General features: G+C 46.1%; 12 protein-coding genes, 1 pseudogene and 1 riboswitch. Of the genes and pseudogenes, 2 read left to right on the top strand and 11 right to left on the bottom strand.

All coding sequences use genetic code 11. The features are described from left to right. Nucleotides 1–27: 27 nt before the first annotated feature. On the bottom strand, nt 28–1,929 hold the full coding sequence (locus HRU69_08755; protein QOI97572.1) for a CocE/NonD family hydrolase: 1,902 nt from the start codon (nt 1,927–1,929) through the stop codon (nt 28–30). A gap of 100 nt (nt 1,930–2,029) precedes the next feature. Between HRU69_08755 and HRU69_08750 the strand changes: the two genes are divergently transcribed. Next, nucleotides 2,030–3,046, top strand: a complete 1,017-nt coding sequence (locus HRU69_08750; protein QOI97571.1) for an alkaline phosphatase family protein — start codon at nt 2,030–2,032, stop codon at nt 3,044–3,046. Between the two features lie 26 nt (nt 3,047–3,072). Here the strand turns inward: HRU69_08750 and HRU69_08745 are convergent. The 10 genes and pseudogenes from HRU69_08745 to HRU69_08700 all read right to left on the bottom strand — a co-directional run bounded on the left by HRU69_08745 (nt 3,073) and on the right by HRU69_08700 (nt 13,696). Beyond that, nucleotides 3,073–3,241: pseudogene (locus HRU69_08745) on the bottom strand (hypothetical protein). 18 nt (nt 3,242–3,259) lie between these two features. Further along, nucleotides 3,260–5,158 carry a TonB-dependent receptor gene (locus HRU69_08740; GenBank protein ID QOI97570.1) on the bottom strand — a complete coding sequence of 633 codons (1,899 nt, stop codon included), beginning with the start codon at nt 5,156–5,158 and terminating at the stop codon, nt 3,260–3,262. Nucleotides 5,159–5,274: 116 nt separating this feature from the next. Continuing rightward, nucleotides 5,275–5,485: riboswitch (cobalamin riboswitch) on the bottom strand. A gap of 18 nt (nt 5,486–5,503) precedes the next feature. Further along, nucleotides 5,504–6,118: a winged helix-turn-helix transcriptional regulator gene (locus HRU69_08735; protein QOI97569.1), complete on the bottom strand. Its 615-nt coding sequence runs from the start codon at nt 6,116–6,118 to the stop codon at nt 5,504–5,506. Continuing rightward, on the bottom strand, nt 6,118–6,381 hold the full coding sequence (locus HRU69_08730; protein ID QOI97568.1) for a DUF2024 family protein: 264 nt from the start codon (nt 6,379–6,381) through the stop codon (nt 6,118–6,120). The genes HRU69_08735 and HRU69_08730 overlap by 1 nt, the downstream gene beginning before the upstream one ends. Nucleotide 6,382: 1 nt before the next feature. Beyond that, entirely contained in the window at nt 6,383–6,964 is a 582-nt protein-coding gene (locus tag HRU69_08725; protein QOI97567.1) for a protogloblin ApPgb, read from the bottom strand. Between the two features lie 168 nt (nt 6,965–7,132). Continuing rightward, nucleotides 7,133–7,585 carry a hypothetical protein gene (locus tag HRU69_08720; GenBank protein ID QOI97566.1) on the bottom strand — a complete coding sequence of 151 codons (453 nt, stop codon included), beginning with the start codon at nt 7,583–7,585 and terminating at the stop codon, nt 7,133–7,135. Between the two features lie 37 nt (nt 7,586–7,622). Beyond that, on the bottom strand, nt 7,623–8,852 hold the full coding sequence (locus HRU69_08715; protein ID QOI97565.1) for an ABC transporter permease: 1,230 nt from the start codon (nt 8,850–8,852) through the stop codon (nt 7,623–7,625). Next, entirely contained in the window at nt 8,849–9,532 is a 684-nt protein-coding gene (locus tag HRU69_08710) for an ATP-binding cassette domain-containing protein (GenBank protein QOI97564.1), read from the bottom strand. Before HRU69_08710 ends, HRU69_08715 begins: the two co-directional genes overlap by 4 nt. 23 nt (nt 9,533–9,555) lie before the next feature. Next, nucleotides 9,556–12,819, bottom strand: coding sequence for a hypothetical protein (locus HRU69_08705; protein ID QOI97563.1), 3,264 nt, complete (start codon nt 12,817–12,819; stop codon nt 9,556–9,558). A 115-nt stretch (nt 12,820–12,934) separates the two neighbouring features. Then, complete coding sequence (locus HRU69_08700; GenBank protein ID QOI97562.1) at nt 12,935–13,696, bottom strand: biotin--[acetyl-CoA-carboxylase] ligase; 762 nt, start codon at nt 13,694–13,696, stop codon at nt 12,935–12,937. A 40-nt stretch (nt 13,697–13,736) separates the two neighbouring features. Between HRU69_08700 and rsfS the strand changes: the two genes are divergently transcribed. After that, nucleotides 13,737–14,105, top strand: a complete 369-nt coding sequence (gene rsfS, locus HRU69_08695) for a ribosome silencing factor (protein ID QOI97561.1) — start codon at nt 13,737–13,739, stop codon at nt 14,103–14,105. Nucleotides 14,106–14,150: the final 45 nt, after the last annotated feature.

The following is a 14,150-nucleotide window of genomic DNA, read 5'->3' as shown; positions in this document are numbered from 1 at the left end:
CCATGCCTGACAACCCCTTTAACGTATCTACTTTTTAAACTCCAACCGGGCTTTTAACTTTTCATTTCCCCCCACCTCCACTACCGATGAGCCATATACCCGGATGGTCGATTTGATAAAATCTTCCTCGTTTGCTTTATAGATGTTGTCAACATATTTCTGCGGATTGCGGTCGATATACGGAAACCAGGTGCTGTGAATTTGGATCATTATGCGGTGTCCTTTTTTAAAGGTATGCAGTATATCCTGTAAAGGAAATTCCACATCGGTTACTTCATTTGGTTTAAACGGTTCCGGCTTTTCAAAACTGTTTCTAAACCTGCCCCGAAATACTTCGCTGCGCACCAGTTGTTGATAGCCACCCATTACGATGTTCTTCGGATTATGCTCATAGTTTGGATGATTGTCCGGATATACATCAATTAGTTTCACAACAAAATCGGCATCGGTGCCGGTCATCGAAACTTTTAAGCGGGCCATAATTTCTCCTGCAAGCACCACATCATCGGTAAGCACATCGGTTTCGAAGGTGATAACATCGGGCCTGCGTGCGGCCTGCCGCTGATCATCGCTCATAAACCGCCTGGGTGTAAAGGTTAAGCCTTCGGTTTGTGATGTATACGGAACCGGTTTTGCCGGATCGCTTACGTATTCAAAAACAGCCTCTTTGGGCGTTGGTGTATTTACGTACAACTTTCCTTTTTCGCCAAAGTAAAGTTTAAGCGGGTTATACTCGCGTGGCGGCCAGTAATCAAACTTGCGCCACTCTTTTTTGCCGGTGTCGAACATCAGCGCTTCGGGTAAGTCAAGCGGTCCTTCATCTTTCAGGTAGTAAGCAAAAAACTTACGTTCAACTTCGCGCTGATAAAAGGTTGAAATACTGTCGCCAAAATAAATATGATTGTGCGTTGATTTACCCTGCTCACGCGCCCAGTCGCCATGGCCCCAGGGGCCCATAACAATGGTATTTTTTGCACCCGGACTGTTTGCTTCGAGCGACTTGTAAATATTGAGCGGGCCATACAAATCTTCGGCATCAAACCAACCTCCTACCGTCATGATGGCGTGCTTCGCGTTTTTTAAATGAGGCAGCAGGTTTCTGGCCTGCCAGAATTGATCGTAGTTCGGATGGTCAATAATTTGTTGCCAGAAAAAATTATCGTGGTGGTATTTTTCGGTAATGTTCTTCAACGGCCCCTGCCGCAGGTGAAAGTCGTAGCCGTCTTTCGGGGCCTGGGCATAGAACCGCATGATTTTATCTTCAAACCAGTCATCCTTTGTCTGTTTATCCTTCTGGTAGCCAAAAACAGCAAAAGCGGCCGTATAGCTTTGCAGGTAAGCGCCCATGTGGTGGAAGTCGTCAAAAAAGAAATCGGAAATAGGCGCCTGCGGTGATGATGCCTTTAAAGCCGGGTGCGCATCGGGAATGGCAGCAGCCGTATAGAAACCCGGATAAGAAATACCAAACATGCCTACCCGGCCATTATTGTTCTTAATGTTTTTAACCATCCAGTCGATCGTATCCCAGGTATCTGAACTTTCGTCAACCGCCTTTTTATCTTTTGGATTGTTGCCCGGGATATTGGGTCGCATATTATCAAATGTTCCTTCGCTCATATACCGGCCCCGTACATCCTGAAAGGCCAGGATGTAGCCGTCCTTAACCAGGTAGTTAGAAGGATGACCGTATGTTTTATAATCAGCATAGCCTGATGCATTGTAACATGTACGATTCAGCAGAATGGGATATTTTTTAGTCTGATCCTTTGGTGTGTATACAACAGTAAACAATTTAACACCATCACGCATCGGAATTTGATACTCCGCTTTATCGTAGTGTTGACGCATGTAAATGGAATCCGATTGTATATCCTGGGCTAAGCCTGTAAAAGAAGCAAGGAGGGCAATACTGATTATGTGCGATTTCATAAGTAAGAATTTATCCATCGAAAATTAATAATATGTATTTGAAATATCCATCTAAATATCGTCTATTGAATTAACTTGTTGGCCAAATCAATTAATACGAATGCGTACACTTACAGTATTGGCTCTGCTGCTTCACATTAACCAGCTTCATGGCCAGCCTACAGTAAAAATTGCTTTCGGTTCCTGCAGCCGGCAAAATTTAACCGAACAGCTATGGAACGAAGTAGTAAGCCTGAAACCCGATCTCTGGGTATGGGGAGGAGATAATATTTATGGCGACACCCATGATATGCAGGTGATGAGAGAAAAGTACAACCAACAAAAAAATAATCCCGGTTACCAAAAACTGCTGGCCACCTGCCCGGTAACCGGTACCTGGGATGACCACGATTATGGCATTAACGATGGTGGAAAATTTTACTCCAGGAAACAGGAGAGCAAAACATTGATGATGGATTTCATCGGGTTTTCAAAGGATAATTCCATTCGCAACCACAATGGCATTTATAATTCGCATACCGTTAACAAAGGAAACCTGCGTTTAAAAATTATAAACCTTGATACCCGCTGGTTCCGCGACACGGTTTATAAGGAATACTACTTTGATTCAACAGCCAACCGGAGAAGGTACCGGTACATCGCCAACACAACAGGCGATATACTTGGTGAAGAGCAATGGCATTGGCTTGAACAGGAACTGAAAAGCAGCAACGCCAACCTGAACATCATCAACTCCAGCATCCAGGTTATTTCGGGCGAACATGATTTTGAAAAATGGTCAAATTTTCCTGCTGCCCGCAAACGGCTGATCGAACTACTAAAAAAGTATCCGAACAAAAAAGTTTTGATTATCAGCGGTGACCGGCACATTGCAGAAATATCAAAAATGGATATTACAGGCCTACCCTATCCGCTTTACGATATTACTTCCAGCGGATTAACGCATACCTGGGCTGAAGCCTGGGGCGAAGCCAATCAATACCGGGTTGGTGAACTGATTATGAAAAAAAATTTCGGAGTACTTGAAATCAGCCAGCAAGCCGAAAAACTTCAGCTAACCGTTTCCATTCGGGGTAAAGGAAATGAAGTCTTTGCCAAACACCTGTTAACGCTTTAGGTTGCCGCTTTAAGTTAGTTTAATTCTTAACCATTTGAATACGGACAATGACGGCACCCATTCCGGCAACAGAATCCCCGCTTTTTAATGATAGGCAGTCGTAAACACCAGGTTTCCGTTTTCGAAATAGTAATCGGGTTCACCGATTACTTTACCTGAATTTACTTTTTTACTGACTCCCTTTCGCTTGTTCATAAACCTGCTTTATAAATTTTAAAATTGTGCCCGAACCCCTACCGTTGCATTAAAACGCTGCGTACTGTACCCGTACACTTCGTAATAATCCTGATTAAGGAGGTTGCGGAAGTCGCCAAACAATTTTATCCGGTTGTTGATCACAACATACTCCATATAAACATCCAGTAACTGGTAGGCGTCCAACACCACCGGGCTTGCGGCAAACGTGTTAAAATCGAAAAATAAATCGTTTCGTTGGCCGAAGGTTTTAAAGTTCAAACTGGCAAAAAGTTTTTCCGTTGCCTGGAAGCCCACATTAAGCCCCACCGAGTGCTTTGGCCTCCGAAGCAGATCATTCGGCTTTGTCTCCGTACCTGCACCCACGGGTGTGGTAACTTCTCCTTCCACATACGCATAAAAGCCCGTGAAAGTGAACTTGTTCAATTTATAGAATGCCTCCACTTCAACGCCCCGGTCAGCCAGTTTATCCCAGTTTATATAACCGGTGGTGTACGCAATTACGTTATCTATTTTCCGGTTGAAGTACGTCAACCGCACATCCACCTTCCCATCTTCGGCCAACCATTGCAAGCCCCCTTCAAAACTTTTACTTTCCTCCGGCTTCAAATCCTCATTGGCACCAAACGGGCCATATAATTGTGAAAGCGTTGGCGCCTTGAACCCCGTGGAATAATTAATGAACAGCTTTGCTTTTTTATTGATGAGGTAAGAAGGATTAACACTGTAAGTAAAATTATTTCCATATACCGAATGGCTGTTCAAACGTCCCCCCACTTCTGCTGAAAACCCCTTTAAGTTGTTAATGAAAAATGAAACGTAAGGACTTGTGATGGTTGTTTCAGGATTTTCAATAGTGGTGTTTGTGGCTATCATTTTAAATTGTTGGTACGAAAGCCCACCCAATACTTGCACATGGGCGGATAGGTTGAACTGAGCAAAAATTTCACCGTGGTCAAAGCGGCCATCATAATCGTTGGAGCCAAACATATCCGAAAATGTTCTTTCGTATTTATTATGTGCATACATTAACGATACAGAACCATTTGTTAACCGGTAATCCGTATTTAGCCCATACTGCAAGGTGGTAGCATCATACTTTGCCCCGGCATCATCGGTAAATGCACCCAAATCATAGTCACCTTTAAAATCGTTAAACCGCAAAAACGGACGCAAAGAAAGTTTTTCAACCGGCTTGTACCCCACGTATACCTGAACTGCATGCTGTTCCGCACCATCCTTATCAAAACCGGCCGTACCGGTTGTATCTCTGGCCTCGCTGAGCCCATCGGTTTGAAAACGTGTGTAGCCCAGGTTGTAATCAAATTTTTTCGTACTGCCCGAAACGCCAGCATTCCCCCGAAAGGTATTGTAGCTGCCGTAGCTTACCGTGCCTGACCCACTTACCGGTTTATCTCCTTTCTTTTTGGTGATGATGTTGATTACCCCGGCAATGGCATCGGTTCCGTACAAGGTCGATTGGCTTCCTTTTAAAATTTCAATGCGTTCAACCTGGTCGATAGAAAGCAAGCGCAAATCAAAAGCACCATCTATGCCCGAAGGATCGTTTACCGGTATGCCATCAACAAGTATAAGTGTATACTTACCTGCTGCACCACGCAAAAAAACCGATTTATCCTTGGCGGGATTACTGTTCGCCCCGTTGATGACCAGGCCCACCTGCTCATTCAGCAATTGCGACAAATCCTTTCCGGCACTTCGTGATAATTGCTCCTCATCAATGATGGTGAGTATTTTTCCGGTTTCAGAAACATTTTTCGGAAACTTGGTGGCCGTTACCACCACCTCACGAAGTGTAGTTGATGACAGTGAATCTTGTTGGGCGTTTGTTTGCGTTGGTACCCAGAACCAACAGGCAATCATGGTCATTGCCCAGACTTTAATCTCTTTTTTCATAATTGAAAAAGGTTTTAACGGTTCGAAAAAAGAGTAAAGGCTGAAAATGAATCAGGTGGGAGGCGATAAGGCTACCGCGCAGGCACATGAATCACAGTCGCTTTTACCCGAAGCACTGAAAAACAATTTACTTTGGCAGGTCTCCTGGCTTGCATCCCTTGCCTGCGCCTTCCCATCCTGACGATGACGTCTGAAAAGTGGCTTAAAGAATCAGACAAGTGCAAACGATGCTTACAGTTGCGGGAACAGCCCCCGCTTTTCACGGGGTTCCCTTTTCATCCTTTCTGATTGGTTAACCAGTCAGGAACCAAAGCGGTGCAAGTATAAAAGTAACGAGTGAGGTTGTCAAGTAGAAAATACCGATGAATATTCGGGGCAATCAATCCGGATATCCGCTTGCCGGAGTTGTTGATTAAGCAACCGGCAATAATGAGGATGCCCTTTAAAATTGGCCTTATAATGGACACAGGAATAACACATCCGCTGAATACTAATTATACCTTGTTGATTTAAATGATAAATAATGTCGAGTAAGCCAAGGAGCATGGATTCTTTTTCAGCCTGGCTTAGTTTATTGATTGGACGTTGAATTTCCTGTGTAAAAACGGCTGATTGCATGGCTAACTCCCGCCCCTTAGCCGTTAGTTCAAGCGTATGACTTCGCAAATCCCGATTGGGTACGCGCTTCACCAACTTCTTCTTCTCCAGTACTTTTACCGAATCACTAAGAGTAGCCTTGGTTAAATTAAATGCTTCGGCTAGCAGACTAATCGTTCGTCTTTCAACCGGCTGGTAAAGAAGAAAGATCAGTATTTGCACCTGCACGGGACTTAGTGCGTGGGCTTTTCCCTCATTCCACAGCAATACACGAAATGCCTGGGCTATTCGTTCAAGCGCAATTACAATTCTTCCTTCAACCTGCGTATTCTGTACCTGTAAATTAAATGGCGATTGCGGCATTATTCACATCCTTGCAATTCACAAATATAATACCCCAGCTCTTTAATTTGGCTTATCCATTCCGGCAAGGCCACCTGAACATGACAAAACCGGCATTCGGCTGAAGAGAGTAGTTTTCCTTGCATTCCCTTTGAGGCAAGGTACTCCGTGCCAAAGGAGAAAATTTTAGTTGCATCAGTGAAGGTGCGTGGAACAATTATGTCAAAATTCATTAAGCGGCCATCACTCCGTTTAACCCAGGTATCCCAAACGGCTACTTCCATATTAAAATTCACCGTTTTTGATATACGGATAGCACCACAGTACGACCGTTAAGGTTACGGCTTTGAACCATGCATGATGCATGGCATCCACTTCTTTTGCAGCATGCCCCTTTTTTTCAAGAAATGATTTGATGGTTGCGGTAATCGGGTAAATAAAGGCTACCATGTACCGGAAATGAATTATGGGAACGGTATCAACGCCATCGGTTTTGTTTTTCTTGGAACTATGGTGCCGCCTGGCAATTTCATACTGATAGTCGAGCCAGGTTTGATCGTAGGGGCGGTTGCATACATCCATAATCCATTGCCCGAAGCGGGCCCGTACGGCAGCCAGATAGTCGGCATTGGGCTGCCCGTTTTTGGTGAAATAATGTACCAGGTGATCATTACCCCCTACATACCCGTACCACAAATCCAGCACCTTGTCAACCTGGTCCTTTAACACATCGCCCGCCATCCGCAGGGCGCGATCGTCCTCATCGGTCCATAACAACGTTTTCTTTAATAAAGCCAAATCCTGAAGTGAAACAGGCGATTTGTCGAGCCCGGCCTGGCCGTAAGCGTATCCTTTACTTGTTGCCATAAGGTGTAAATTTTGTTTAACTGCATAAAGTTAGGAATCCTAACTATAAAAGCAAACATCAATAAACAGACACCCGTTTCGGCCTGTTACGGCAAATAACTAATGGAACATTTGAACGCGTGGTACCCGGAATGAGAAGGCAGGTGGCGGCCACCCAAGCAAAAGGGATTACTTTTTCACCAACACCGCTTCGGTGAGAATGAAATTAACATGGTCAATGTCATCGGAGTTCAGTTTAAGTTTACCGCGCACGGTTATCAGGTCATCTACCTGAAATTTTCCGGGATTGGTTTTAAAAGTAACCTCAGCGATAGACTCCGGCCCGCCACCTCCGCAAAAGAAGCACTGGCTCATGGGGTATTTTGAAATGATAATGTAGTTGCCCTCTTCAGGCGCAAACGGGACATAGTAACCCTCAACCGTAATTTCTTTACCCACCAGTGCTTTTAAGGCATCCGGAAAATTGGGGTAAAAAAGATACTCGCCAATTTTCTCGTAATATTTGGGCTCAAACTTGGTTTTGGCAAATTCGTTCCAGGCATCAAACTTCGGGGTTTGAGCGACCACTGAAGATGCCATAAGAAAACTTACAGCAAAAAGTATAATTCGCAGATTACTCATAAGTTGGTTAATGGTTGTTAGTTGTTCGTTATTCGGTTTAGTTTCCAGCCAGTACTTTTGAAATATCCGTTCGATACGCCTGCCAGGCAGGCAGTAAAGCACACAACATTCCCAACAACAAACTTCCCGCCAAAATTATCCATTCTTCTCTATAAATAATAAGTCCGGTAATTCCGGTTTTCTCAATCTCTTCAATCACCTGCGCCATCACCCACACAACTCCATGCCCCAGCGCCAAACCAACCAGGCTACCCAACAACGTTAAACTTACACCTTCGGTCAAAATGGTAAAAACCAGTCTTATGCGGGTGGCGCCCATCGTGCGCATAACGGCCAAATCAAAACGCCTTTCCTTCAGCGAATTATACAGGGCAATAAAAATGCTCAGAGCTGAAATAATTATCAGCACATAAGCCAAAATCATCAGCGCATCAACACCCGTACCCAGAATGGTGAAGAGGCGGGCTGTTTCAAAGGCTGGCGATGCGGCCTGCATGCTGGTTTGCTGGTTTACATAGCGCGGCAATTGGATGGCGCCCATGGGCGAACGATATTGAATTAATATGGAAGTAAGCTCTTTCGTTGAATCACCGGCTGCCACCGAAGGCACCAATACCGACTTTCGAAGTGAATCAGTGACCACTTCAACAAGCAGGTCGTGTACTTTCCACACACTTTCCACCGAGGTGAGGATAAGGTTATCAAGTACCGAGCCGGTATTCTTCAAAATGCCAACAACCTTAAACTGGTGTTCTTCGTGGGCGTGCCCTCCGGCCGAAAGGCCGTGCGCACTTTCAAATTTATCGCCAACACCAAACCCGGTAAGGGATGCCACGTTGGCTCCCAACACGACTTCCAGATCATGCTGAAACCATTGTCCGGACTGCAATTCAGCATTGTATAAAGCAGGATAATCCAGGTTGGTGCCAATAATGCGAAATACCTGATAACTGTCGCCCAGCGCCATGGGTATTGCTTTTTTTACAAGGCGATGCTTCGCAATTTTTTCGGCCTCGGCCAGGTTTATGTTGCCGGTAGGAAAATCAATATGAAAAATGGTGCAAAGAATCAATTGCAGTGGACTCCCTTTCGCTCCAACAACAAGGTCAATTCCTTTTGCATTGGATTGAATCTTCTCTTCCAGTTGCCTGCTGAAAAGAAGCAGCACTACCATTACCGCAATACCCAGCGAAAGCAATACAATATTCAGTACCGTGTTCAGCGGCCTTGCTTTCAGGTAACTCCATACCAATATGCCCAGGTTCATGCGCGCAGCATAATGTGTTGACTGATAACAGATTTCAGGCGGTGGTCATGCGTGGCCACCAACAAGGTAGTTTTGTTTTCGTTTGCCGCCTGAAGCAACAGGTTAATCACCCGCTCGCAGTTTTTATCGTCTAATGCCGAAGTCGGTTCATCGGCCAGGATTACCGAAGGTTTATTCAGTACCGCGCGGGCAATGGCCACCCGTTGCGCCTGGCCCTGACTTATTTTTAATACGCTTTGATTTCTGTAATTGGTAAGCGAGAGGTGATTAAGCACCTCTTCAACGCGTTGTGCAGCCAATGGCGCTTCCGCCAGGTAGGATGCCAGTAACAGATTTTGCTTAACGGTTAGTGCGCTGATTAAATGATTGCGCTGAAAAACAAATCCGATTTTTCTTCCGCGAAGGTGATCCAATTCCTTTTCCGAAAGATCAGCCAGTTCGGCTCCATCAACTTGCACCGACCCTGTGTAACCGCGCAACAGGCCGCCTATAAGATGAAGCAACGTTGTTTTACCACTACCCGAGTCGCCCAACAGCAGGGCATGTTCACCGCTACCAACTTGAAAATCAGGAAAGGACATAGGCGTTGAACCTGCGTACGTAAACGACAAATTTCTTACAGTAACCATCTGAAACTCCAAAAATAAAAGTCTGGCCGGGTTATCCAGCCAGACTTGCATAAATTAATCGTTAAAGCCGGCCGCTATTGTTTAATCGGCTCATAGTCCTTAAACGGTGACAGTGAAATTTTTTCCATCATCTCACGATACTGCTTCCAGGTGGTGTTAAAAAAGTTGTTTACGCGATTAGTCACCTGGGCAATCTTATCCTCGGCATGTTTATACACGCGCCTGTCAGTATCGCTTATCGGGTCGCGCGAGCGGGCCACATAGCCCAAAGCGGTTTGAATGTAGGATACCGGAGTCGGATCGGGCGCACGCAAGATGCCCTGGCGGGTATCTACCTTGCCAAGGATAAAATCGAATAACGCATCGATAGAATCTTTCATAGCTTTTGTTTTGTCGGCTGCCTCCTTCAGGTCGGTCCGCTTTGCATCTTTGATTCTCTTTTCAAAATCCTCAACCACTTCTTTCGATTCGCGCAGCCTGTCGGTAGCAACTGTGGCTTTGGCGCGCAGGCCTTGTAAATCTTTGAGCATGGCGTAGCGTTGTTCATAAACACTTGCCGGAACATCCATACGTGGATCGGTTTTAACGGTAAGCGTTGTTGAATCTTTCTGGTCGCCAAATGTGACACGCAGTTTATACGTGCCGGGCAAAACCGGTGTACCGCCAAATCCGCCAAAACCACCTCCGCCACCGCCTGGTTCACCGCGAGGCCTTTCGCGCGATGGCTGCCGATCGCTACGTTCATTCAGCATCCAGCTCATGCGGTACACGCCATTTTCATCAGGCGCCTTCTGGCGTATGGTGTTTATCAATTTCCCCTGCGCATTGAAAATCTCCAACTTCACTGAATCGTATTTTACTCCGGGCTTCGACTGTGTAAGTGCTGCAGGTTTGGCTTCAGCAACCGGCTTTTTGGTTTTGGGGTCAATCGCAGGTTTTGTTTCTTCTTTGGGTGCAGTGGGTTTATTCACGGCATAGGTAATCATCGCTCCGGCAGGTCTGTTCTGGCCGTTGAATACTGCATCGGCATCGAAGCGCGGGCCTGAAGGCTGCTGTATGGAAACCTGGTAGGCATCGGGTGGAGGAAACAACTGCACTGTTTTGGAAGGCATGCCTCCGGTTTTAGCCATTTCGCGCAAGGGCCGGATATCATCCAGCACATAAATGGCGCGGCCAAATGTACCGATAACCAGGTCATGTTCGCGCGGATGGATTATCAAATCCATTGTTGGAACACCTGCCGGATAATCATGTGTCCAGCGCGTCCAGTTTTTGCCTTCGTCAATGCTAACGAACAATCCGTTCTCTGTTCCTAAAAACATGAGTTTAGGTTCAACCGGATCCTGCACAACGGCCAGCGTAAAATTGCTTTCACCCACCTGTGCGGGTGTCACCAGGCTCTCCCAGGTTGCTCCATAATCTTTGGTGCGGAATAAATACGGTTTGTAATCAAACATCCGGTAGTTATTAACCACCACAAATGCTTCACCGGCATTTTTTGATGATGCCTGAATTTGCGGAACCCATGCACCCTTGGGCATACCGGTAATCCGCGATGAAACGTTTGTCCAGGTCTTGCCACCATCCTGGGTAACCTGCACATTGCCGTCATCGGTACCTACCCAGATGACGCCCTGCTTTACCGGGCTTGCTGCAATGGCAAGAATGGTGCAGTGATTTTCAGCCCCGGTGGCATCCATAGTGAGGCCCCCGCTTTCATGCTGCTTTTGTTTTGACGGATCGTTGGTTGTTAAATCAGGCGAAATGATTTCCCATGTATCGCCTTTGTTGGAGGACTTATGAAGAAACTGACTTCCATAATAGATGGTTGAGTTGTTGTGGGGATCCTGTGCAAGCGCGGCATTCCAGTTGAACCGGAGTTTCATATTCGGATCGGGATGCGTTGGCCTTGTGTTTTTGGTGAAGCCGGTTTTCAAATCGTATCGTGCAAGGTTTCCACCCTGCGACATGGCATACCCATAACGTGCATCATCCGGATCAGGCAATACATCAAAGCCATCGCCAAAGTATGTTTCCTGCCAATACGAGTTGCGAATGCCGGCACTTCGCCATACATACGCAGGTCCTACCCACGAGCCGTTATCCTGCATGCCGCCATACACATTGTACGGATGTTCCATGTCCACATTAATGTGGTAAAACTGCCCTACCGGGATGTTGTCGGCAAATACCCAGGTTTTACCCATGTCGCGTGAAATGTTCAGGCCGCCATCGTTACCATCGATAATTAAATTTGGGTTTTCGGGATGAATCCACCAGGCATGGTGATCGGGGTGCACGCCCGAATACTGAAGCAGTTGCCGGAATGATTTGCCCCCATCTTCGCTCACACCGACCCGTGAGTATATGGAATAAAGTCTGTTCTCGTTTTTCGGATCGACATAAATCTCATAATAGTAAAAGGGCCGGTCGCCTATTTCTTCTTTGTCATTCACCTTCACCCATTTCTCGCCACCGTCATCCGAACGGTACAGGGCATTTTTTTTTGCTTCAATAAGCGCATACACTACGCTGGGCTTACTGCGGGCGATGGCCAGACCCATGCGGCCTAACTCACCTTCGGGCAGGCCTTCTTTGCTGGTGAGTTTCTTCCATGTTTTTCCTCCGTCATACGTTACATGCAAACCGGAAGACGGCCCACCCGACTTAAACGTCCATGGCATTCTGCGGTGCTCCCACATGTTGGCGAATAATTTATTCGGGTTAGATGGATCCATCACCAGTTCGGCACAGCCGGTTTTGTTATCCACAAATAGAATACGTTCCCAGGTAGCACCTCCATCGGTGGTTTTATAAACACCCCGCTCAGGATGTTCACCCCATGGCGAACCGATTGCTCCCACATAAACCGTGTTCGGATTTTTCGGATCGATAATAATCCGATGAATGTGCCGCGTTTTTTCGAGGCCCATTTTCTTCCACGTTTTACCACCATCTAGCGTTTTATAAATGCCATCGCCCCCGTTTAAACTGTTGCGCGGGTTTCCTTCACCGGTACCTACCCAAACCACCGAGGGATTATCCTGCTGAATAGCGATTGCACCAATGGACTGTGTTAATTCCTTATCGAAAACAGGTTCCCAGGTTACGCCACCGCTGGCCGAAAGCCATACACCCCCGGAAGCTGCACCGGCATAGATGATATCCGGATTGCTGATCACAGCATCAATGGCGGTTATCCTGCCGCCCATGGCCGCAGGACCGATGGCACGGGGCTTCATGCCTTTGAGTTTGTCCATGTCGAGTTTTTGTGAAACAGCCTGCGAAAGTGTAAAGAACAAAACAATACAGGCGGGGATGGAATAAATTGCTTTCATAGAGTTGATTTTAATGCGTTAAAGATACCAACCGGCAAGCCTGTTCACGGCAGGAAATGATCAGAAACTAAATTTAAAGGATGGGATGCCTGCATATTACATGAGTGGCACATGCTTACCTCACAAACGAAACTTCCTTCACATCAAAGGTCTTTGAGGTGCCGTTTACATCAATCACCAACCGGCCGCTTTCATCGGTGCCTGTAATGATTCCGGAAAAACGCTTACCCGCACTGATAAAGTAATGCGGCTCACCTATCCAATAAAGCCGCTCCAGGTATTCGGCTTTAATAAGCACAAATTCATTCTGCTCAAGCATAAGGTAGCGCGATTCGATACAGGCAACAACCTGCTCAAAGCAGTTTTGTAAGTTGAATGCTTTACCGGTAAGCATTTTGAGTGATACGGCTAAAGGCGCCTGAAAAGTTTCCTGGTTGATATTCAGGCCAATACCTACAATTGCATGCGATATGAAATTGCCGGTGATGTGGTTTTCAATAAGTATTCCACACACCTTGCGATCGGCAACGAGCACATCGTTAGGCCATTTGATGTAAACCTTCTTCTGCTGAAGCGTCCGACTAAGCCAATCATGAATACCCAGCGAAACCACCATGGTAAGGTACGCCTGATTTATTGCTGAAAACCTAGTAGGGGTTATAACAATTGAGAAGGTGAGATTCTTGGCAGGTGCTGCCTCCCACCGGTTTCCACGTTGTCCCTTACCCGCAACCTGTTTATCAGTAATCATTATCGTTCCGTTTACCTCACCACCCGCCCCGATTAGCTTGCTTGCTTCATCATTCGTAGAGTGACATTCTGGCATATAAATTAGGCGTTTGCCCATGAAAAGGGTATTGGCAGGGATTTTATACATGGAATTGTTGTAGTTTTGCACGTAAACCGAAGATAGCTGAATGGCAAAAAAAAGAAAGGGTGGCAGTTCGGAAATACTTTGTGATGCCATCGTAAAAGGAATGCAGGAGAAAAAAGCCGCTGATATTCTGATTATGGACCTCCGGAAAGTAAAAAATGCCGTAGCCGACTTTTTTGTTATCTGTTCGGGCAGCTCGGATAGGCAATTGGATGCCATAGCCGACTCGGTTGACCAGGAAGTGTATAAGTTGGTTAAAGAAAACCCCTGGCACATTGAAGGAAAAAACAATAAAGAATGGATGCTGCTCGACTACTTTGATGTGGTCGCCCACATTTTCCGGCACGACCGCAGGGAATATTTCGCACTGGAAAAACTCTGGGGCGATGCAGAGATGATTGAAGTAAAATGAGCCTCCGGGAACATATTGAGATTTAACCCGTTATTGAACAAAAGC

The organism is Flammeovirgaceae bacterium (assembly GCA_015180985.1).
Classification (GTDB): Bacteria; Bacteroidota; Bacteroidia; order Cytophagales; family Cyclobacteriaceae; genus UBA2336.
This window is presented reverse-complemented; position numbering and strand designations above follow the sequence as displayed.